Origin of the sequence: Dinoroseobacter sp. S375 (assembly GCF_049800775.1) — a bacterium.
Taxonomy (GTDB): Bacteria; Pseudomonadota; Alphaproteobacteria; order Rhodobacterales; family Rhodobacteraceae; genus Dinoroseobacter.
Genome location: NZ_JBNAFR010000007.1, coordinates 95,768 through 115,237, shown reverse-complemented (window position 1 = coordinate 115,237; position 19,470 = coordinate 95,768). Strand labels below are relative to the sequence as shown.

The window sequence follows — 19,470 nt, the reverse complement described above, 5'->3', positions numbered from 1 at the left end:
CCAAGCAGGTCGCGCAAATGCGCCCCCCCATTTCGGGGGGAGGCCCCTCCCCGCCCGCTTCGGGCCGCCCAGATCGCCCGCAAAGGTTGCACTTTGCCCACCGATGGTTAAAGAGCGGCCCACGGCGTCGCGCCGACCCGTTGAAATACGAGCCGAGAAGGACGAAGCCTCCGTGGATATAGCTGCCCTGCGCTCTGCGCACCCTGAACACTGGATGAAAGCGACCGCGATCCGGAGCCTGACCCTCGACGCGGTGGCTGCCGCGAATTCGGGGCATTCGGGCATGCCGATCGGGATGGCCGATGTGGCCACCGTGCTGTTTGAAAAGCACATGAAATTTGACGCGAGCGCCCCGGACTGGGCGGACCGTGACCGGTTCATCCTGTCGGCGGGCCATGGCTCGATGCTGCTCTACTCCCTGCTCTATCTCACGGGATACGAGTCCATGCCCCTGTCGGAAATCAAGAATTTCCGCCAGCTCGGCGCCTCGACCGCCGGGCACCCGGAGTTTGGCCACGCCGCCGGGATCGAGACCACCACCGGCCCGCTCGGCCAGGGGATTGCCACCGCCGTGGGCTTTGCCATGGCCGAGGAAGTCCTGCGCGCGCGCTGGGGGGCCAAGATCATGGATCACCACACCTGGGTGATCGCGGGCGATGGCTGCCTGATGGAAGGTGTCAGCCAGGAGGCGATCGCCTTTGCCGGGCGTCAGGAGCTGAGCAAGCTCATCGTGCTCTGGGATGACAACGGCATCACCATCGACGGCAAGGTCGACCTGTCGGACCGCACGGATCAGCTTGCGCGGTTTGCCGCCTCCGGCTGGGACGTGTTCTCCTGCGATGGGCATGACCCCGCCGATATCGACCGCGCGATCACCGAGGCCAAGGCCAGCGCGCGCCCGGCAATGATCGCCTGCAAGACCCATATCGCCCTCGGCCACGCGGCCCAGGACACCTCCAAGGGCCATGGCGCGCTGACCGATGGGGACCAGAACGCCGCCGCCAAAGAGGCCTGGGGCTGGTCCGCCGCCGCCTTCGAGGTTCCGGCGGATGTGAAATCCCAGTGGGAGGCCATCGGCGCGCGCGGCTCCGACGAGAAAGCCGCATGGGACGCGCGCTTTGCCAAGCTGTCCGGCGCCAAGCAGACCGAGTTTGCCCGCACCTTCTCGCGCGAGCTGCCCAAGAAGCTGAGCGCGACGATCAAGGCGCTGAAAAAGCAAACCTCCGAAGATGCGCCCAAGGTGGCCACTCGCAAGGCGTCCGAAATGGCGCTTGGGGCGATCAACCCGATCATGCCTGAGACCGTGGGCGGCTCGGCGGACCTGACCGGGTCGAACAACACCAAGACGGCCGATCTCGGGACCTTCATGCCCGAGAGCCGCGACGGGCGTTACGTCTATTACGGCATCCGCGAGCATGGCATGGCGGCGGCGATGAACGGCATGAGCCTCCATGGCGGGGTGCGCCCCTATGGCGGCACCTTCATGTGCTTCACCGATTATGCCCGTGGGGCCATGCGTCTGTCGGCGCTGATGAAGCAGCCGGTGGTCTATGTGATGACCCACGACTCCATCGGTCTGGGCGAAGACGGCCCGACCCACCAGCCGGTGGAACATCTGGCCATGCTGCGCGCCACCCCCAACACGCTGGTCTTCCGCCCGGCGGATGCGGTCGAAACCGCCGAAGCCTGGGAGCTGGCCCTGCAACAGACCGAGACGCCCTCGGTGCTGGCCCTGTCGCGTCAAGGGCTGCCCACGGTGCGGACCGAGCACAAGACCAAGAACCTGACCGCCCAAGGCGGCTATATTCTGGCCGAGGCCGAGGGCAAGCGTCAGGCAATCCTGATGGCGACCGGCTCCGAGGTGTCTATCGCCATGGCGGCCCGCGACCTGCTGCAGGCCGAGGGGATCGGCACGCGCGTCGTCTCCATGCCCTGCTGGGAGCTTTTCGAGGAGCAGCCCGACGCCTATCGCCGCCGCGTTCTGCCCGCAGGCCCGGTCCGTGTCGCCGTCGAGGCCGCGATCCGCTTCGGCTGGGACCGCTGGCTCTATGGCGAGCGCGGCAAGCGCGAAAAGGGCGGCTTTGTCGGCATGCATGATTTCGGTGCCTCGGCACCGGCAGGCGAGCTCTATGCGCATTTCGAGATCACCGCCGAGGCGACCGCCGCCAAGGTCAAGGAGATGCTCTGACCCATCGCGGTCCGCGCAAGAAAAAACGCCCGTCGGAGAGATCCGGCGGGCGTTTTGCTTGGGAGGCGTCGGTCAGCTGCGCAGCTGATGCATCAGCGCCGTCGCCCGGGTCACCACAGGGACGATGACAAGGCCCAGCACCAGCCCAAAGATCCCGTCCAGCGTGGCGGTCACGAACCACTCCACAAAGCCCTGCGCGACGTTGAGGGTATGGGCCACACCCGCTGCGATACCATGGATCAGATGGACCGGACCGCCGACGCCAAGCTCTTCAAGGCTGTGCAGGATGATCGAGCCCCCGACCCACAACATCGCCGCCGTACCCACAATCGTCAGAAGCTTCATGAAGGCGGGCATCCAGCGCACGATCCCGCGCCCCAGTGCCCGGGTGGCCGAGAGCTGCCCCTCGCTCGCCAGATGCAGGCCCACATCATCGGCCTTCACGATCAGCGCCACGCTGCCATAGACCAGCACCGTGATCCCCACCGCGACCAGCGCGAGGGCGACGGCCTGAAACGCCACGCTGTTCGGCGGCAGGGCGGCCAGGGCGATGGTCATGATTTCGGCCGAGAGGATGAAATCCGTCTTGATCGCGCCCGAGACCTTGGCCTCCTCCAGATGCGCGGCGGTTGCGGGCAGCTCCTTCTTCTCTGCATGGCCATGGTCACCGGGAAAGAAGACGTGGAGGATCTTCTCCGCCCCTTCGAAACACAGATACGCACCGCCCAGCATCAGAAGCGGGGGAATCATCCACGGCGCGAAGGAGGCCAGCAGGAGCGCGACCGGCAAAAGGATCAGCAGCTTGTTCTTGATCGAGCCCTTGGCGATCCGCCAGACAATGGGCAATTCCCGTGACGCTTCAAAGCCTTGGACGTATTTGGGCGTGACCGCCGCATCGTCGATCACCGCGCCGGCAGCCTTGGCGCCCGCCTTGCTTGCTTGGGCCACAACATCGTCCAGAGACGCCGCCGCCACCTTGGCCAGGGCTGCCACATCATCCAAAAGGGCTATCAGTCCGCTCATCGCTCTCTCCTACCTGCCTCTTGTTAACGCATTCCGCCCAGAGGAGTTGCGAAATTTCTCCACGGCGTTAGCGCCAACAGCTTATGTTTTCGCTAACATATTAATGTAGCGACATTTTTTCTCTTTTTTCTGCACCTGCAACAGGCTAGGTGAATGACAGAATACGACGGAATACCGTGGCCCATATCCCCCGGGCCCCCGCGATCCGACCGGCGCAATTTGCCCGAGCCAGAGATCGCCAATGCTTGAGGAGCGTGTGAGATGACGATTACTGTAGGGATCAACGGATTTGGCCGCATCGGGCGCTGCACGCTGGCGCATATCGCGGAAAGCGCGCGCAACGATGTGCAGGTCGTGAAGATCAACGCCACCGGACCGATCGAGACCAACGCGCATCTTCTGAAGTATGACAGCATCCACGGCCGCTTCGGCGGGACCGTCAAGGTGGATGGCGACAACCTGGATCTGGGCCGCGGCCCGATGAAGGTCTTCTCGACCTATGACCCGACCGAGCTTGATTGGTCCGGGGTGGATGTGGTTCTGGAATGCTCCGGCAAGTTCAATGCGCGCGACAAGGCGGCGGTCCATCTCGATCACGGTGCCAAGCGCGTGCTCGTGTCGGCCCCGGCCAAGAATGCGGACAAGACCATCGTCTACGGTGTGAACCACCGCAGCCTGACCACCGAGGACCATGTGGTCTCCAACGCCTCCTGCACCACGAACGGCCTCGCACCGCTCGCCAAGGTGCTGAACGACGCCATTGGCATCGAGCGCGGGATCATGACCACGATCCACAGCTACACAGGCGACCAGCCGACCCTGGACCGCCGTCACAGCGATCTTTACCGCGCCCGCGCGGCAGCCATGGCGATGATCCCGACCTCCACCGGGGCCGCCAAGGCCATCGGCGAGGTGATCCCCGAGCTGTCCGGCAAGCTCGACGGCACCGCCCTGCGCGTGCCGACGCCGAATGTCTCTGCCGTGGACCTGACCTTCGAAGCGGGCAAGGACGTCACGGTCGAGGATGTGAACGAGATCGTGCGCGAGGCCGCTCAGGGCCATATGGGTGCTGTGCTCGCCTATGATCCGGAGCCCAAGGTCTCCATCGATTTCAACCACACGACCCATTCCTCGATCTTTGCGCCGGACCAGACCAAGGTCATCGGCGGCCGGACCGTCCGTGTTCTGGCCTGGTATGACAACGAATGGGGCTTCTCCTGCCGGATGGCCGACACTGCCGCAGCGATCGGTCGCCTGATCTAACCGCGGCCCCACCAAAACAGCTTGCCAAAGGGCACCTCAACCGGGGTGCCCTTTTTCATGCCTCGATTTTCGGATCCCCGGGCTGATGCGCGCCGGTCACGCCTGCGCCGAGGGGCTGCGCCCCCGGCCCCAGCCGCTTGCAACCGCCAAATGTTAGCGGTACCATTCGCGCGACCCCCGCGTGGCGAGGGACTTTCAGCAAACGGGGGGCGCAGATGGCTGTGCAAGTGGCGATTAACGGGTTCGGTCGAATCGGACGGAATGTCCTGCGGGCGATCCAGGAATCCAGCGATTCCGATGTCGAGGTGGTCGCGATCAACGATCTCGGACCTGTGGAAACCAATGCGCATCTGCTGCGTTATGATTCCGTCCATGGCCGGTTTCCCGGCGAGGTCACCGTCTCGGGCAACACCATCGATGTGGGCTCGGGCCCGATCGAGGTGACCGCGATCCGCGAACCCAAGGACCTGCCCTGGAGCCATGTGGACATCGTGCTGGAATGCACCGGCATCTTCACCGCACGGGACAAGGCGGCGCTGCATCTGGAGAACGGCGCCAAGCGTGTTCTGGTCTCGGCCCCGGCCTCGGGCGCCGATAACACCATCGTCTACGGCGTGAACCACAAGACCCTGTCGGGCTCGGATATCGTCGTCTCCAACGCCTCCTGCACCACGAACTGCCTCGCGCCTGTGGCCTCGGTCCTGCAAGAGGAGATCGGGATCGTCAAAGGCTTCATGACCACGATCCACAGCTATACCGGGGATCAGCCGACGCTGGACACGATGCACAAGGATCTCTACCGCGCCCGGGCGGCGGCGATGAACATGATCCCCACCTCCACCGGGGCAGCGCGCGCCGTGGGGCTGGTGCTGCCCGAGCTGGACGGCAAGCTGGACGGCGTCGCGATCCGCGTGCCCACGCCGAATGTCTCGGTCGTGGACCTGACCTTCGAGGCGGCGCGCGAGACCACCGCCGAAGAGATCAACGCGGCGATGAAATCCGCCTCCGAAGGCCGCCTCGCGGGCGTTCTGGGCGTCACGGATGACAAGCTGGTCTCGATGGATTTCAACCACGACCCGCGCTCGTCGATCTTTGCCACGGACCAGACCAAGGTGCTCGAAGGCACCATGTGCCGGGTCCTGAGCTGGTACGACAATGAATGGGGCTTCTCGAACCGGATGGTCGATACCGCCAAGGAAATGGCGAAGTTCCTCTAATCTGACAGCGCGATGACCGGGATATGCGGGGCCGCGTCCCGCGGCAGCAGCCCGGTCAGGCGCGGATCGTCAAAGACCTCGACCTGCTGGCGCACCGGGCGAAACCCCGCGCGCCGGTAGACCCCAAGCGCCCCGGGATGATCGAAGGTGCAGGTATGCACATGCATCCGGCGTAAAGGCCGTGACCACGCCATCTCGATAGCGCGCCCGACCAGCGCGGGGCCCAGCCCCTGCCCGGTCAGCCCCGCCTCGAGCCCCAGAAAGGCGAGCTCGCAGGCCCCCTCCTCCCGGAAATCCAGCTCCAACAGGCCCACGGCCCGCCCCTGCTGACGCAGCTCATGCACCTGCACCTCTGGGTCGTGGAGAATATCGGCAAGCTCGACATCCTGCATCTTGAGCCGCGAACACCAGAGCCAGCCCGTCCCCCCCACACGCAGAAACAGATCGCGATAGGCGTGCAGGTCCGGGCGCGTCACATGCACCAGAGCCAGATCGCCCAGGTCCCGCGTGGCGCGCGGCACAGGGCGGGCGGTCATCTCCAGATGGGTGACGATCGCCGCCACCTTGCCCGCGGGGATATCGGTGAAGCCGTCCGGCTGGCTCATGCGCTGTCCTTCCGCGTGACAAAGGAGCGAGGAAAGATGCAGCTGCAGCAATGGGTGAACACCCCATGAATCACCTTGCAGAAAACGCATAACGGACAGTCCGAAATGTGCGTTGTTCTGCAGCGCGGCATCGCCCATCTATTCCGTGTGAGCGCTAACGCTCGCAAGAAACCCTTATCTCCCTGGAGTGTCTCTATGACCAACATTCTGCACACGATCCGCTCCGCCGCCGTCAAGCGTATGGCTTATGCCCGCACGGTTTCGGAGATTGAAGCCATGCCTTGGGAAACAGCGCATGACCTGGATATCGACCGCACCAATGCACGGGCCATCGCCCGCAAGACCGTCTACGGTTACTGAGCGGCCCGCATCATCTTGGACCCGAAGCGGTCCAGTAACGCAGCCTTAACCGGGGACGTCACGAATGGCGTGACGTCTCCGCCCAATCGGGCGATCTCCTTGACCAGTTTCGAGGCGATCGCCTGATGTTCGGCTTCGGCCATGAGAAACACGGTCTCGATGGAATCGTCGAGCCGCCGGTTCATCCCCACCATCTGAAACTCGTATTCGAAATCCGCCACGGCCCGCAGGCCGCGGATGATCATGCTCGCCCCCACATCGCGGGCGCAATCGATCAGAAGGTTCTCGAACGGATGGGCCACGATCTCGATCCCGAGATCCTTCGAGATCTCGGCACATTCCGCCTCGAGCATGGCGACCCGCTCGTCCAGCGAGAACATGGGCCCCTTGTCACGGTTGATGGCAACACCGATGACAAGGCGATCCACAAGGGTCGCCGCGCGGCGGATGATGTCCAGATGACCAAGCGTGACCGGGTCGAACGTGCCCGGATAAAGACCGATACGCATGGCTGTCTCCTTAGAAAATGACCGCCCGGGGCAGCAAGTGCGCCCGGGATAGATCGCTGTGCGTGGGTTTGCAATCGCGGGGCTCAGAAGCCCATGATCATGCCTTCGAGCGCTTCTTTTTCCATGCTCACCTCTAGCAGGCGCGCCTTGACCGCGTCGCCCAGGGTGATCACGCCGACCATGGCGCCGCCCTGAACCACGGGCATGTGGCGAAAGCGCCCTTCGGTCATCTTGCGCAACACCATGTCGGCGCTGTCCTCGGGCTCGCAGGTGACCGGGTCCTTGGTCATCATCTGGCCCACGGTGTCATCCATGCAGGTCGCGCCCCGCGCGCCCAGTTCGCGCACGATGTCGCGCTCGGACAACACGCCCTCGGCGGTCTTGCCGTCACTGGACACAACCAGCGTCCCGATCTTGCGCGCCGACAGGGTCTTGGCCGCCTCGGTCACGCTCGCATCCGGCGCGATGGTCACAACCTCCGAACTGGCCTTGGACTTCAGGATTTGATGTACCAGCATGAGCGCTCCTCCAGATATTCTGTCTCAAGGGTCGCCGGGGGCACGGCGCTCTGTCAAGCGCTGCGCTCCAGTCGGGCGAGTTCGTCGCGGAAAAAACCCGCGAAAACACGCGCGATCCGCTGAAGGGCTACGACTTTTTGGTCATCCGCATGGCGCACAAGGTAAAAACTGCGGGTGAGCGAGATCCGTTCGGGCAGCACCCGGACCAGCTCCGGCGCGGCCGGGGTGGCGAAATCATGCACGATCCCGAGCCCTGTTGCAGCCTTCAGCAGGTTGAGCTGCACCGCGACGGAGTTCGAGCCGAGATCCGGGCGATCCAACCCGACCTCCGAGAGATAGTCCAGCTCCCGGTCGAACACCATGTCCGGAATGTAGCCGACAATACGGTGGTGCCGCAGGTCCTCGGGGCTGGCGACGGGCGCGCGCGCCAGCAGGTCCCGATGCCCCATCAAGTGGAGGCGGTAATCGCTCAGCTTCTGGACCGTCAACCGCCCTGTCTCCGGCGGCGATACGGTGACGGCGAAATCCGCCTCGCGCTTGGACAGGTTGATCACCCGGGGCAGCGCGATGATCTGCAGCTCCAGCCTTGGGTGCTGGCCCAGCATCCGCGCGCAGACCGCCGGTAGCAAGTAGTTCGCGCAGCCATCGGGCGCGCCGATCCGGACGGGACCGGCCAGATCCTCCCCCTGCCCGCCGAGCGCATCGCCCATGGCCCGCGCCGCGCGCTCGGCCGCCTCCGCATGAGGGAGATACCGCGCGCCCGCCTCGCTGAGGCGGTAGCCCTGGGGGGATTTGACGAAGAGCACCGCGTCAAGCTCCGCCTCGAGCCGGGCGATGCGTCGCCCGACCGTCGCCGGATCCAGCCGCAGCGAGCGCGCAGCCGCCGTCAGCCCCTCGCCCCGCGCTACATGCAGGAAAATCCGCAGATCATCCCAGTTCAATGCCATGCCGTACCTGCAAAAATGCAAAACCTATTTGGCAATCTGCCGCTTCTGCGGGCAAAATTGCAAGCTATGATGGGGGCAATCGGAAATGGGAGAGCGTTATGGAAGAGCTTAGTCACTATATCAACGGGGCCCGCGTGGCCGGGACCTCTGGCCGGTTCGCCGATGTGATGAACCCCGCCACGGGCGAGGTGCAGGCCAAGGTCCCGCTGGCCAGCGCCGCCGAGCTCGACGCCGCCGTGCAGGCCGCCGCCGCCGCGCAACCGGCCTGGGCCGCGACCAACCCGCAGCGCCGCGCCCGGGTCCTGATGGAATTCGTGCGCCTTTTGAACCGCGACATGGACAAGCTGGCCGAGGCCCTGAGCCGCGAGCATGGCAAGACCCTGCCCGATGCCAAGGGCGACGTGGTGCGCGGGCTCGAAGTGGTCGAGTTCTGCATCGCTGCGCCGCATCTTCTGAAAGGCGAGTTCACCGACAGCGCCGGTCCCGGGATCGACATGTATTCCATGCGCCAGGCGCTCGGCGTCGTGGCCGGGATCACGCCGTTCAACTTCCCCGCCATGATCCCCATGTGGAAGATGGCCCCGGCGCTGGCCTGCGGGAACGCCTTCATCCTCAAGCCGTCCGAGCGCGATCCCTCGGTGCCGCTGATGCTGGCCGAGTTGCTGACCGAGGCGGGCCTGCCCGATGGTCTGTTGCAGGTCGTGAATGGCGACAAGGAGGCGGTGGACGCGATCCTCGACCATGACACGATCCAGGCGGTGGGCTTTGTCGGATCCACGCCGATCGCGGAATACATCTATTCGCGCGGCTGTGCGAACGGCAAGCGCGTGCAGTGTTTCGGCGGTGCCAAGAACCACATGATCATCATGCCCGACGCGGATATGGATCAGGCCGCCGACGCGCTGGTCGGCGCAGGCTACGGGGCCGCGGGCGAGCGCTGCATGGCGATCTCGGTGGCTGTGCCCGTGGGCGACGACACGGCCGACCGGCTGATCGAGAAGCTCGTGCCGCGGATCGAGGCGCTCAAGGTCGGGCCCTACACCGCCGGGACGGATGTGGATTACGGCCCCGTGGTCACCGCCGCCGCCAAGGCGAATATCGAGCAGCTGGTCCAGTCCGGCGTCGATCAGGGCGCCAAGCTGGTCGTCGATGGCCGCAATTTCAGCCTGCAGGGCTATGAGGATGGCTTTTTCGTCGGACCGCATCTGTTCGACCACGTCACCAAGGACATGGACATCTACCGCAAAGAGATTTTCGGCCCCGTCCTGTCGACCGTGCGCGCGCAAAGTTATGAAGAGGCGCTCGGCCTCGCCATGGACCACGAGTATGGCAATGGCACCGCGATCTTCACCCGGGACGGCGATGCGGCACGGGACTTTGCCAACCGGATCAATATCGGGATGGTCGGGGTCAACGTACCGATCCCCGTGCCGCTGGCCTACCATACCTTCGGCGGCTGGAAGAAATCCGGCTTCGGCGATCTCAATCAGCACGGGCCGGACGCGTTCAAGTTCTACACCCGGACCAAGACGGTCACCGCGCGCTGGCCCTCGGGCATCAAGGAAGGCGGCGAGTTTTCCATCCCCGTTATGGAGTAATCACAACGCCGCTTGAACACTCTCACACTCACGGAACGGGGCAGCTCTGCGGAGCTGCCCTTTTTCGTGCCGCGCCCGGGTCCCGGGCATGAAAAAAGCAGCCCGGAGGCTGCTTCGATCCTTTGCCAATGTGCCGGGCTTAGCGCTGGCGGCGGCGTCGCGCGAGGCCCAGACCGCCGAGACCCGCCAGAAGCAGACCCGCCGAGGCCGGCAGCGGAATGATCGTCGGATCATCGATGACCGAGACGGTGAGGCTCTGGATGTTGAAGTCATCGAACTCGCCAAGCACCAGATCCGCCGGGAACTCGAAGAACGCGCTGATGGTCAGCGTCGTCCCCGTGACCCCGCCGAAAGAGATGAAGGGATCCTCGTTGTTCATGTCGACAAGCGTGTCGCCATCCACGGTGATCGACCAATCGTCATCCGCATCCACGAAGCCGAAATCGATCGCCTCGAAAATCACCTCTTCATCGAAGACGAAGGTAATTGCCTCGGCCTGAAAGGCGTCGATGGCCGGATCATCGAAGGCGTTGCGGGCAATGCCGATCCCCTCGGACGCGTCCTGGGTTAGAACCGGGCTGCAAAGCGCACCACAGAACCCTGCGGTGAAGGCCTCGACCGTGCCGGACACGGTGCCATTATCAAATGTCCCGACCTTGGAGCCGATCCCAAGGACCTCTCCACCGGTCAGATTGATCACCGTCGACGCGGCGGCAGGCGCGGCCAGCGTGGCGAAGGCCAACATGGCCCCTGTGTAAATCGACGTTTTAAACATAACCCAAACCTTACTCTGCTCCGTATTTTCATTGTGCCACGGCTTGTGTGTCATTTGTGAAAAAATGACCCTACGTCACCCGGGCTTCTGCGGGCCTATCCCGGCATTGCTTAAGGCATAGCTAACAACGGCTTAAACTCTGTGCACTTGGCGAAGAAAATAAGGGTGTGCGGGTGAGTCGCACCACCTCCGAGCGATTCGGATCGCAACCACCTCTCCTTGGCGGGTGCTGCCCGAGGCGCTTAATTTCTTGATGTCGGCGCCCGGGCAGGACAGTCTGCCGGATACATCTGCGGATGCCGGATTTTGACCCGGACCGCATCCGCCCGCCCTCGCCGCCCGGCCCGCAAGGAGGCCCCGCCCCATGTCCACGCCCACGTCCAGCCCCGCATCCGGCACCATGTCGAGCCCCGCCTTTTCCCTCGGCATCGAGGAGGAATACCTGCTCGTGGACCGCGACAGCCTGCGGCTCGCCGAAGCCCCCGAGGCCCTGATGGAGGCCTGCAGTGCCAAGCTCGAAGGACAGGTGAGCCCGGAATTCCTGCAATGCCAGATCGAGATCGGCACCGGGGTTTGCGCCACCATCGCCGAGGCGCGCGACGACCTGCGCCGCCTGCGCAGCACCGTGGCCGCCGAGGCCGCGCGGTTCAACCTCGCCCCGATTGCGGCCTCCTGCCATCCCAGCGCGGATTGGGCCGAGCAGCACCACACGGATAAGGAGCGCTACAACGCCCTGCAGAAGGATCTGGGGGGCGTGGCCGAGCGGTTGCTGATTTGCGGCATGCATGTCCATGTGGGCATCGAGAGCGATGACACCCGGATCGACCTCTTGCCGCAATTCTCTTATTTCCTGCCGCATCTGCTGGCGCTGTCGGCCTCGTCCCCCTTTTGGAAGGGGCGCGATACCGGGCTCGCATCCTACCGGCTGACGGTGTTCGACAACCTGCCGCGCACGGGTCTGCCGCCGGTCTTCAACTCCTGGGCGGAGTATCAGCGCGCGGTGGATGTGCTGGTCAATCTCGGCCTGATCGAGGACAGCACCAAGATCTGGTGGGACCTGCGCCCCTCGCACCGTTTCCCGACCCTCGAAAGCCGGATCTGCGATGTCTGCCCCCGGCTGGAGGACACGCTCAGCATTGCCGCCGCGACCCAGGCCCTGATGCGGATGCTCTGGGGGCTCAAGACCCGCAACATGCGCTGGCGCGCCTATGACCGGTTCCTGATTGCCGAGAACCGCTGGCGCGCGCAACGCTATGGGGCCAAGGGCAGCCTGATCGATTTCGGCCGGGGCAGCGTGGTCGAAAGCCGCGAACTGGTCGAGGAGATGATCGAGCTGGTGGGCGAGGATGCCGATGCGCTTGGGGCGCGCGCCGAGGTGGAGCGCCTGCGTGAGATCGCCCGGGACGGCTCCAGCGCGGATCGCCAGCGCGCGGTGCGCGACGATGCGCTGGCACAGGGGTCCAGCAAGGCCGAGGCGATGGATGCGGTCACCCGCCACCTGATCGAAGAGTTCCACCGGGATCTCTGAGCCCGGTCGCCCCCTAGGCTGGTTTTCAGCCGCTTCGCGTCAGATGCGGGCCCAACGCTTGGCGGACCCTAGTACGCCCAGCCCCCCCAGCAGCAACCATGCGGCCGCCGGTAGAGGCACCTGCGACGGAATATCGGGGATCGGCGGCGCATTGGGGTCGGACACCGTGGTGAACACCCGGAAATTCGACAGTCCCTTGTCGAGCATCCAGTCGCCGGACGTCTCGCCCGAGGTATCGATCCGGAACAGCGCAAAGCCGTTGCCGCCTTTGAAGGCAAAGGCCACATCGTCGTAGTTCGTCGGCCATGCGTTCACCGACCACGTCCCCGACTTGGTATCCCCGGCAAAGGACGCACCGTCATTGGGCGAAATGATCCAATCGCCAAAGGTGATCTCTGTCTCACTGCCCTCGAGCTGCGGATCGCCCACGCGCCAATCGAAGACAGTCCACTCTTTGTTATCGCCGAAGGGATTGACGTAGCTGTCCTGTGGGTTGCCGCCGGGGCCGGACCCCAAAACTCCACTGTCAATGCAGGCGTTGCTGCCGGTGACCGTGGAGTCGGTGCAGGTGATGGCCCAGGATGGCCCGAAAGTAAACAGGCCCGCCAGAAGGGCGGCACCCGCAGGGATGATTTTGCGCATCTCGATTTCCTCTGCCACTATAACGCGTGCAAACTCAATTTGGAAAAAGCGCGTTACTTCAGAGCGCAAGCGTAGCAGATGTATGAAACATTGGCAAAGCAACCACGGACGCGCGGCGCGACCTTGGTATCTATATGGCTGGTCTGGGAACAAAGATGGCGCGCCCCCGTTCCATGCACGTCCAGCTTGCCGCACCGTTTCACCTCTCGCAGTCGTGCCCAAACGTCTTGCCGCCGCGGCCTTCGGCGGGTTGGCAGAGGTGGAGCGGCTGCGCCAAGTTGCCCAGTGTGGCTTCGACGCCGATCGGCAGCGCGCGGGACGACCGGAGGTTCTGGACCATGGCGCGTCAACGTCAGGAGCGATTGACGGCGTGGTCCGCCACCTGATGGACGAGCTTCATAACGATCTCTGAGGACCCTCTGACGCAGAGGTTATCGGCCCAGCCCGGTTGCATGATCGGCTCGGATGGCGTTAAGTGAACAAGTGTTCAATTCACCAGGGAGGGGTGAGATGGATTTTGCCTTGAGCGAAGAGCAATCCGCGATCTTTGACATGGCGCGCGATTTCGGCAGCGACCGGATCGCCCCGAACGCCCTGGCCTGGGAAAAGGAGGGCACGATCCCCAAGGAGCTCTGGCCCGAACTGGCCCAGCTCGGTTTTGGCGGGCTCTATGTCTCCGAGGAAAGCGGCGGCGCGGGTCTGACCCGGTTGGATGCGACGCTGGTCTTCGAGGCGCTCAGCATGGCCTGCCCCTCGGTCGCGGCCTTCCTGTCGATCCACAACATGTGCGCAGCCATGCTGGACAAGTTTGGCGCGGACCCGGTCAGAGAAAAATTCCTGCCCCGCGCCCTGAGCATGGAGACCTTCTTTTCCTACTGCCTGACCGAGCCCGGCTCGGGCTCGGATGCGGCCGCGCTGAAAACCCGGGCCGAGCGCACGAATGAAGGCTACCGGATGACCGGGACCAAGGCCTTCATCTCGGGCGGTGGGTATTCGGACGCGTACATCGTTATGGCGCGCACGGGCGATGCCGGCCCCAAGGGGATCTCGGCACTGGTGATCGAGGATGGCACCGAGGGGCTGTCCTTTGGCGGGCTCGAGGACAAGATGGGCTGGCGCTCTCAGCCGACGCGGCAGGTCCAGATGGACGATTGCCCGGTCCCCGCCGACCACCTGCTCGGCGAAGAGGGCCACGGGTTTCGCTATGCGATGATGGGGCTCGATGGCGGGCGGCTGAACATCGCGGCCTGCTCGCTCGGCGCCGCGCAAGCCGCGCTGGACGCGACACTCGCCTATATGGGCGAGCGCAAGGCCTTTGGCAGCTCGATCGATCAGTTTCAGGGTCTGCAATTCCGCCTCGCGGATATGGAGATCGAGTTGCAGGCAGCCCGCGTCTTCCTGCGCCAAGCCGCGTGGAAGCTGGATACCGGCGCGCCCGACGCCTCGACCCATTGCGCCATGGCCAAGAAGTTCGTGACCGAATGCGGCAGCAAGATCGTCGATCAATGCCTGCAGCTCCATGGCGGCTACGGCTATCTGGCCGATTACGGCATCGAGAAGCTGGTGCGCGACCTGCGGGTTCACCAGATCCTCGAAGGGACCAACGAAATCATGCGCGTCCTCGTGGCGCGCGCCCTGCTCTCGGCCCGGGCATGAGCGATATCACCATCCGCAAGGACGGGGTCGCCGGGCGGATCACGCTGCAACGGCCTCAAGCCCTGAACGCGCTGACCTACGAGATGTGCCGCGCGATCGATGCCGCGCTGCTCGGCTGGCAGGACGATCCGGAGGTCGCCCTGGTACTGATCGAAGGGGATGGACCCAAGGCCTTCTCCGCTGGGGGGGACATCGTCGAGATGTACGAGACCGGCACCAAGGGTGATTACAGCTACGGTCGCACCTTCTGGTACGACGAGTACCGGATGAATGCCCGGATCGCAGAATATCCCAAGCCGGTGGTCTCGTTCCTGCAGGGGTTCACCATGGGCGGCGGCGTCGGGGTCGGCTGCCATGGCAGTCATCGGATCGTCGGCGAGAGCAGCCAGATCGCCATGCCGGAATGCGGGATCGGGTTGATCCCGGATGTGGGCGGGACCTATCTGCTGGCCCGGGCGCCCGGGCATCTTGGCGCATATTACGGCATGACCGGCGCACGGATGGGGCCCGGCGATGCGATCCTGACCGGGTTCGCGTCCCATTACATGCCCGAGGCCGATTGGGAGGCCGCCAAGGCCGCGCTTGTGGCCAGCGGCGATGTGGCTGCGCTTGTCGCCGCCTGCACGTCCCCGCCAGAGCCACGGATCGCCCCCTATCAGGCCGAGATTGACGCCGCCTTCGACCAGGAGAGTGGCGCCGCCGTGGCCGAAGCCTTGCGCACGCAGGGCACGAAGTTTGCCGAGAACGCCCTGCTTGGCCTGGGCCGGGCCGCGCCCCTCTCGGCGGCCTGTGCGCTGGCGCTGATACGGGCCGCCAAGGGGGGCAGCCTGCGGGCCGCCTTGCATGCCGAGTACCGCTGGACCTGGCGCGCGGCCGAGCATGGGGATTTCCTCGAAGGGATCCGCGCCCAGGTGATCGACAAGGATCGCAAGCCGCGCTGGCAGCATGACAGTCTGGACGCCGTGTCCGAGGCCCGCGTGGCCGAGATGATCGCCCCGCTCGGCGCGAACGAGCTCACATTTGACGGAGAGACCCCATGAAGATCGGATTTATCGGCCTCGGCAATATGGGTGCGCCCATGGCCCAGAACCTCGCGGCGGCGGGGCATACGGTGACAGGCTTCGACGTCGCGGGCACGGTCCCCGAGGCGCTCAGCGCGGCGGCCAGTGCCGCCGAAGCGGCCAGCGGGGCGGAAGTGGTGATCACCATGCTACCCAATGGCGCGATCCTGCGCGCGGTTGCCGCCGAGATCTTGCCTGCGATGAGCAAGGGGGCGGTTCTGCTCGATTGCTCCACCGTGGATGTGGCCTCGGCCCGGGCCGTGGCGGCACAGGCGGCCGAGGCCGGGCTCGGCGCGCTGGACGCGCCGGTCTCGGGCGGAACAGGCGGGGCCAGCGCCGGGACGCTGACCTTCATGGTGGGCGGCGATGAGGCTGCCTTTGCCACGGCCTCCCCGCTCTTTGACATCATGGGCCAGAAGGCCGTGCATTGCGGGGCGGCGGGCAATGGCCAAGCAGCCAAGATCTGCAACAACATGATCCTCGGCGTGACCATGATCGCCACCTGCGAGGCCTTTGCCCTGGCCGACAAGCTGGGGCTCGACCGACAGGCGATGTTCGACGTGGTCTCGACCTCTTCGGGGTACAGCTGGTCGATGAACGCCTATTGCCCCGCCCCCGGCGTGGGCCCCGAAAGCCCCGCCGATCGCGACTACGCGCCCGGCTTTGCCGCCGCTCTCATGCTCAAGGATCTGCGCCTGAGCCAGCAAGCCGCCGAGGATGCGGAGGCCGACACGCCCATGGGGGCTGCGGCCACGGCCCTTTACGGGCAGTTCGTCGAGGAGGAGGGTGCCGGCGACAAGGATTTCTCCGCCATGCTGCCGCGCTTTGCGGGCAAGGGGCGCGACTGAGCGTCTCGCCAGCCGGGCCGGAAGGCGCCCCCGGAACCGGGGGCGCGGGCGCCGCTCAGCGCCCTTCGAAGGAGGCCGGGCGTTTTTCGAGGAAGGCGAGCACCCCTTCGCGGAAATCACGGGTATGGCCCATCTTGCCCTGCAACCGCGCCTCGAGCGCGAGTTGGCCTTCGAGGTCATTGTTGAAACTGTCGCGCAGGGCTTCCTTCACCGCCGCATAAGCCGCGGTCGGCCCCTTGGCGAGATGGGCGGCCCGCCCGCGCCAGAGGGCGTCGAATTCGTCATCGGCCACAGCCTCCCAGATCATGCCCCAGTCATCCGCCTGCCGAGCCGTGATCTTGTCGGCAAACAGCGCCGCGCCCATCGCCTTGGCAAACCCCATCTGGCGCGGCAGCCAATAGGTCCCGCCCGCATCCGGGATCAGGCCGATCCGCGTGAAAGCCTGCAAGAAGACCGCCGACTCGGTCGCGATCACCACATCCGCCGAAAGCGCGAGATTGGCCCCTGCCCCCGCCGCAGGCCCGTTCACCGCCGAAATCGTCGGCACCGGGCAATCAAAGATCGCGCGCAGCATCGGCACGTATTCATCGCGCAGGGTCCGTTCCAGATCGAGATTGGCCGCCGTGGCCCGGTCGCCCAGATCCTGTCCCGAGCAGAACGCCTTGCCCGCCCCGGTCAGCACCAGTACCCGCGCCTCGGTGCCCGCCAGCTTGACCGCATCGGTGATCTCGGCGCGCATCTGCGAGTTCAGCGCGTTCATCACGTCGGGCCGGTTCAGGGTCAGCACCCCGATCCCGTCCTCCAGGGTCAACTCGATGGTCTGATAGGTCATGCCGCGCTCCTCGAAGGCTCTGTGTCGCGGCGCAGAGTATCAGCCCGGGCGGCACGGGGAAGCGGGACGCTGGGTCATTTTTGCCGCGCCCCGGTTCCGGTCACTCGGCCATAGGCCAAAAGATGGTCTCCGTGGTCCAGAGCGGGTGACAGCGATGGACCACGGTGGCGAAACTGCGGTTCAGCACCTGATCCGGCGTCGCATGCACCTTCCAGGGGCCGAAATCATAGCCCCCGCCTTCGCCCAGCTCCGACGCATCCAGAAAGACCACGTCAACCACCGCGTAATGCGCCGGTGTCCCGATCCGCCATTCCAGACGCACGAAAGAGCAGTCGCGCAAGCGCATGGCATGGCCCCAGACCAGGCTGCGGTTATGGGCGTCATGCTCCACATGGGTGAGCACGGTCTGTTCGATCACCGGAAAGAGCCGGCCCTCGATCTGCCCACCGAAATAGCTGAAGAACAGAAACAGCATGCCGAAGAAGACGGCCATCAAGCTCCTAGCCATGGAGAAACCCTCCCTTCAGGGCATAGGCCAACAGGGCCAGCAGGAACGCCCCGATGATCAGCCGCACCAGCCATTTCAGCGTGTCCTCTATGGCCGTGAGGCGGCTCTCGACATTGATCCGGTGGACCTCCTCGACCGCATTGCGCGTCTCGAGGATGTTGAGCCGGTTCTCGATGCTGCGCGCCCAATCCTCGTTCATGATTGGGCCCTCCACTCGGCAAGGGCGGCGTTGACCTCGGGCTCTGCGGCCTCTTGAGGGGCCGCCGGCGCGGGCGGGCGTGCTGCCTTGGCGAGCGCCACGGTCTTGGTGATGGATTTCTGGAAATCCTGGGATTTCGACTGATGCCGCGCGCCGAAATAGAAGGACACGATCGCCCCCAGCAGCCACCAGAGCGGCTCGGGCACAAGCGCCATCCCCTCCATCCGGGCAGCGAACCACGCGGGATCCGCCATGGCCGACACAAAGAGCCCCAGCGTTCCGAAGGCCAGCGCCGGGCGCGGCACCCGGTTGAGCCCGTCAATCACACGGTCAAACCGGCTCGCGCGGCTATGGGCGAATTCCGAGGCGAACTGCGCCAGCGCGCCCGTGGTCAGGGCATGCTCGCGCTCTGCCCCGGCCTCGGCATTCTCGCGAAAGATCTCGATCGTCTCTTTGACGGCCTTGCTGCCATCGCCGAAGACGAAGCTGAACAGCCGCTCGATCACGCCCATGCCGCGACCCGAGCGCGATGCTCGGCCTCCGTCAGGTGAAAGCGCGGCGAGATGAACTCTTCGGCGCGGGTGATCCAGCCGCCCTTGCCGCCATCCCGGCGCCGCGCGTATTTCCGCGAGGCCGCGCGCCCGTCGCCAATCCGGTAGTAATAGTTCCGCCGGGCAATCCCATAGGCGTCGACCAGATGTGACGGGGCCGCGTCATGGGCCGCATGGGCGGCCTTGGCCGTCTGGGGCCCCATCACGCCGTCCACAGCCACGTCTAGCCCCATATCCCGCAAGAGCCGCTGGAGGATCTTGATCGCGTTGCTGCCAGCGTTGACATACATGTCAAACACCGTCGCATGCAGCGCCTCGGGCAAGAGCCCCAACCGCGGCGCGTTGAAATAGCGGGTGATGAAGATCTCGATCGCCTGCGCCTCGCTCAGGGCGCGCACATCGGCGGAGGTCACGGCCCCGTCACCGGTCAGGTCAAGCCCGAGACGGCGCATGGTGTGGATCGTGACCCCGAAATTTGTGGCCCCGCCCGGATCATCGGGGTCGTTCACATAGCCCCCTTCGCGGGAGACGATCTCGCGGGCGAGTTGTTGGACATCGCGCACAGCATGCCCTCCTGCACTTGTTAAAACTTGCAGGAAGAGTCAGCGAGAGTGGTTAATTTCTATAAACCTCTCCGCGCGC

General features: G+C 65.0%; 22 protein-coding genes. 10 read left to right on the top strand and 12 right to left on the bottom strand.

Annotated elements, in window-relative coordinates:
• Positions 1-172: 172 nt before the first annotated feature.
• A complete protein-coding gene (gene tkt, locus ACP150_RS15645) occupies positions 173-2,188 on the top strand; it encodes a transketolase (protein WP_424967599.1) in 2,016 nt (671 codons plus the stop codon).
• Positions 2,189-2,260: 72 nt separating this feature from the next.
• Here tkt and ACP150_RS15640 read toward each other — a convergent pair whose 3' ends face one another.
• Positions 2,261-3,211, bottom strand: coding sequence for a DUF808 domain-containing protein (locus ACP150_RS15640; protein ID WP_424967598.1), 951 nt, complete (start codon positions 3,209-3,211; stop codon positions 2,261-2,263).
• Between the two features lie 261 nt (positions 3,212-3,472).
• On the opposite strand from ACP150_RS15640, the gene gap (ACP150_RS15635) reads away from it, so the two are divergent.
• Complete coding sequence (gap, locus tag ACP150_RS15635) at positions 3,473-4,474, top strand: type I glyceraldehyde-3-phosphate dehydrogenase (protein WP_424967597.1); 1,002 nt, start codon at positions 3,473-3,475, stop codon at positions 4,472-4,474.
• 215 nt (positions 4,475-4,689) lie between these two features.
• Positions 4,690-5,691 (top strand): type I glyceraldehyde-3-phosphate dehydrogenase, encoded by a 1,002-nt coding sequence (gene gap, locus ACP150_RS15630; RefSeq protein ID WP_424967596.1) that lies wholly within the window; start codon positions 4,690-4,692, stop codon positions 5,689-5,691.
• On the opposite strand, the gene ACP150_RS15625 is transcribed toward gap (ACP150_RS15630), so the two are convergent.
• Positions 5,688-6,296 (bottom strand): GNAT family N-acetyltransferase, encoded by a 609-nt coding sequence (locus ACP150_RS15625; RefSeq protein WP_424967595.1) that lies wholly within the window; start codon positions 6,294-6,296, stop codon positions 5,688-5,690. The two genes, gap (ACP150_RS15630) and ACP150_RS15625, sit on opposite strands and share 4 nt — an antisense overlap.
• A 195-nt stretch (positions 6,297-6,491) precedes the next feature.
• Between ACP150_RS15625 and ACP150_RS15620 the strand changes: the two genes are divergently transcribed.
• On the top strand, positions 6,492-6,656 hold the full coding sequence (locus ACP150_RS15620) for a hypothetical protein (protein ID WP_424967594.1): 165 nt from the start codon (positions 6,492-6,494) through the stop codon (positions 6,654-6,656).
• On the opposite strand, the gene coaD is transcribed toward ACP150_RS15620, so the two are convergent.
• From coaD to ACP150_RS15605, 3 genes are all read right to left on the bottom strand, one after another.
• Positions 6,650-7,165: a pantetheine-phosphate adenylyltransferase gene (gene coaD / locus ACP150_RS15615; RefSeq protein WP_424967593.1), complete on the bottom strand. Its 516-nt coding sequence runs from the start codon at positions 7,163-7,165 to the stop codon at positions 6,650-6,652. The two genes, ACP150_RS15620 and coaD, sit on opposite strands and share 7 nt — an antisense overlap.
• 83 nt (positions 7,166-7,248) lie before the next feature.
• Positions 7,249-7,683, bottom strand: coding sequence for a CBS domain-containing protein (locus ACP150_RS15610; RefSeq protein WP_424967592.1), 435 nt, complete (start codon positions 7,681-7,683; stop codon positions 7,249-7,251).
• Positions 7,684-7,736: 53 nt separating this feature from the next.
• Entirely contained in the window at positions 7,737-8,630 is an 894-nt protein-coding gene (locus ACP150_RS15605) for a LysR family transcriptional regulator (RefSeq protein WP_424967591.1), read from the bottom strand.
• Positions 8,631-8,728: 98 nt separating this feature from the next.
• On the opposite strand from ACP150_RS15605, the gene ACP150_RS15600 reads away from it, so the two are divergent.
• Complete coding sequence (locus ACP150_RS15600) at positions 8,729-10,228, top strand: CoA-acylating methylmalonate-semialdehyde dehydrogenase (protein WP_424967590.1); 1,500 nt, start codon at positions 8,729-8,731, stop codon at positions 10,226-10,228.
• A gap of 139 nt (positions 10,229-10,367) precedes the next feature.
• Here ACP150_RS15600 and ACP150_RS15595 read toward each other — a convergent pair whose 3' ends face one another.
• Positions 10,368-10,973, bottom strand: a complete 606-nt coding sequence (locus ACP150_RS15595) for a VPLPA-CTERM sorting domain-containing protein (protein ID WP_424967589.1) — start codon at positions 10,971-10,973, stop codon at positions 10,368-10,370.
• A gap of 430 nt (positions 10,974-11,403) precedes the next feature.
• Here ACP150_RS15595 and ACP150_RS15590 point away from each other — a divergent pair, with 430 nt between their 5' ends.
• The gene (locus ACP150_RS15590; RefSeq protein ID WP_424967730.1) at positions 11,404-12,531 is read left to right on the top strand and encodes a carboxylate-amine ligase; all 1,128 of its coding nucleotides are present in this window, start codon (positions 11,404-11,406) and stop codon (positions 12,529-12,531) included.
• A 39-nt stretch (positions 12,532-12,570) separates the two neighbouring features.
• Here the strand turns inward: ACP150_RS15590 and ACP150_RS15585 are convergent, their stop codons facing one another.
• Complete coding sequence (locus ACP150_RS15585) at positions 12,571-13,173, bottom strand: VPLPA-CTERM sorting domain-containing protein (protein WP_424967588.1); 603 nt, start codon at positions 13,171-13,173, stop codon at positions 12,571-12,573.
• A 214-nt stretch (positions 13,174-13,387) separates the two neighbouring features.
• Between ACP150_RS15585 and ACP150_RS15580 the strand changes: the two genes are divergently transcribed.
• The 4 genes from ACP150_RS15580 to mmsB all read left to right on the top strand — a co-directional run bounded on the left by ACP150_RS15580 (position 13,388) and on the right by mmsB (position 16,738).
• Positions 13,388-13,585: a hypothetical protein gene (locus ACP150_RS15580; protein WP_424967587.1), complete on the top strand. Its 198-nt coding sequence runs from the start codon at positions 13,388-13,390 to the stop codon at positions 13,583-13,585.
• A 98-nt stretch (positions 13,586-13,683) separates the two neighbouring features.
• Positions 13,684-14,829: an acyl-CoA dehydrogenase family protein gene (locus ACP150_RS15575; protein ID WP_424967586.1), complete on the top strand. Its 1,146-nt coding sequence runs from the start codon at positions 13,684-13,686 to the stop codon at positions 14,827-14,829.
• Positions 14,826-15,869: an enoyl-CoA hydratase/isomerase family protein gene (locus ACP150_RS15570; protein ID WP_424967585.1), complete on the top strand. Its 1,044-nt coding sequence runs from the start codon at positions 14,826-14,828 to the stop codon at positions 15,867-15,869. The genes ACP150_RS15575 and ACP150_RS15570 overlap by 4 nt, the downstream gene beginning before the upstream one ends.
• Complete coding sequence (mmsB, locus tag ACP150_RS15565) at positions 15,866-16,738, top strand: 3-hydroxyisobutyrate dehydrogenase (protein WP_424967584.1); 873 nt, start codon at positions 15,866-15,868, stop codon at positions 16,736-16,738. Before ACP150_RS15570 ends, mmsB begins: the two co-directional genes overlap by 4 nt.
• A gap of 55 nt (positions 16,739-16,793) precedes the next feature.
• On the opposite strand, the gene ACP150_RS15560 is transcribed toward mmsB, so the two are convergent.
• From ACP150_RS15560 to ACP150_RS15540, 5 genes are all read right to left on the bottom strand, one after another.
• Positions 16,794-17,570 carry an enoyl-CoA hydratase-related protein gene (locus tag ACP150_RS15560; protein WP_424967583.1) on the bottom strand — a complete coding sequence of 259 codons (777 nt, stop codon included), beginning with the start codon at positions 17,568-17,570 and terminating at the stop codon, positions 16,794-16,796.
• A gap of 100 nt (positions 17,571-17,670) precedes the next feature.
• Positions 17,671-18,078: a hypothetical protein gene (locus ACP150_RS15555; protein ID WP_424967582.1), complete on the bottom strand. Its 408-nt coding sequence runs from the start codon at positions 18,076-18,078 to the stop codon at positions 17,671-17,673.
• Positions 18,071-18,277, bottom strand: coding sequence for a hemolysin XhlA family protein (locus tag ACP150_RS15550; protein WP_424967581.1), 207 nt, complete (start codon positions 18,275-18,277; stop codon positions 18,071-18,073). Before ACP150_RS15550 ends, ACP150_RS15555 begins: the two co-directional genes overlap by 8 nt.
• Positions 18,274-18,789, bottom strand: a complete 516-nt coding sequence (locus ACP150_RS15545; protein ID WP_424967580.1) for a holin family protein — start codon at positions 18,787-18,789, stop codon at positions 18,274-18,276. The genes ACP150_RS15550 and ACP150_RS15545 overlap by 4 nt, the downstream gene beginning before the upstream one ends.
• Complete coding sequence (locus ACP150_RS15540; RefSeq protein ID WP_424967579.1) at positions 18,780-19,391, bottom strand: holin-associated N-acetylmuramidase; 612 nt, start codon at positions 19,389-19,391, stop codon at positions 18,780-18,782. The genes ACP150_RS15545 and ACP150_RS15540 overlap by 10 nt, the downstream gene beginning before the upstream one ends.
• Positions 19,392-19,470: the final 79 nt, after the last annotated feature.

Excerpts from the sequence above, each read along its gene's own strand:
- ACP150_RS15600 (WP_424967590.1), top strand. The coding sequence starts at position 8,729 with ATGGAAGAGCTTAGTCACTATATCAACGGGGCCCGCGTGGCCGGGACC.
- ACP150_RS15550 (WP_424967581.1), bottom strand. The coding sequence starts at position 18,277 with ATGAACGAGGATTGGGCGCGCAGCATCGAGAACCGGCTCAACATCCTC.
- ACP150_RS15570 (WP_424967585.1), top strand. The coding sequence starts at position 14,826 with ATGAGCGATATCACCATCCGCAAGGACGGGGTCGCCGGGCGGATCACG.
- ACP150_RS15575 (WP_424967586.1), top strand. The coding sequence starts at position 13,684 with ATGGATTTTGCCTTGAGCGAAGAGCAATCCGCGATCTTTGACATGGCG.
- ACP150_RS15610 (WP_424967592.1), bottom strand. The coding sequence starts at position 7,683 with ATGCTGGTACATCAAATCCTGAAGTCCAAGGCCAGTTCGGAGGTTGTG.
- gap (WP_424967596.1), top strand. The coding sequence starts at position 4,690 with ATGGCTGTGCAAGTGGCGATTAACGGGTTCGGTCGAATCGGACGGAAT.
- coaD (WP_424967593.1), bottom strand. The coding sequence starts at position 7,165 with ATGCGTATCGGTCTTTATCCGGGCACGTTCGACCCGGTCACGCTTGGT.
- ACP150_RS15625 (WP_424967595.1), bottom strand. The coding sequence starts at position 6,296 with ATGAGCCAGCCGGACGGCTTCACCGATATCCCCGCGGGCAAGGTGGCG.
- ACP150_RS15595 (WP_424967589.1), bottom strand. The coding sequence starts at position 10,973 with ATGTTGGCCTTCGCCACGCTGGCCGCGCCTGCCGCCGCGTCGACGGTG.
- ACP150_RS15620 (WP_424967594.1), top strand. The coding sequence starts at position 6,492 with ATGACCAACATTCTGCACACGATCCGCTCCGCCGCCGTCAAGCGTATG.
- ACP150_RS15545 (WP_424967580.1), bottom strand. The coding sequence starts at position 18,789 with ATGGGCGTGATCGAGCGGCTGTTCAGCTTCGTCTTCGGCGATGGCAGC.
- ACP150_RS15560 (WP_424967583.1), bottom strand. The coding sequence starts at position 17,570 with ATGACCTATCAGACCATCGAGTTGACCCTGGAGGACGGGATCGGGGTG.
- mmsB (WP_424967584.1), top strand. The coding sequence starts at position 15,866 with ATGAAGATCGGATTTATCGGCCTCGGCAATATGGGTGCGCCCATGGCC.
- ACP150_RS15590 (WP_424967730.1), top strand. The coding sequence starts at position 11,404 with ATGTCGAGCCCCGCCTTTTCCCTCGGCATCGAGGAGGAATACCTGCTC.
- ACP150_RS15585 (WP_424967588.1), bottom strand. The coding sequence starts at position 13,173 with ATGCGCAAAATCATCCCTGCGGGTGCCGCCCTTCTGGCGGGCCTGTTT.
- gap (WP_424967597.1), top strand. The coding sequence starts at position 3,473 with ATGACGATTACTGTAGGGATCAACGGATTTGGCCGCATCGGGCGCTGC.
- ACP150_RS15605 (WP_424967591.1), bottom strand. The coding sequence starts at position 8,630 with ATGGCATTGAACTGGGATGATCTGCGGATTTTCCTGCATGTAGCGCGG.
- ACP150_RS15555 (WP_424967582.1), bottom strand. The coding sequence starts at position 18,078 with ATGGCTAGGAGCTTGATGGCCGTCTTCTTCGGCATGCTGTTTCTGTTC.
- ACP150_RS15640 (WP_424967598.1), bottom strand. The coding sequence starts at position 3,211 with ATGAGCGGACTGATAGCCCTTTTGGATGATGTGGCAGCCCTGGCCAAG.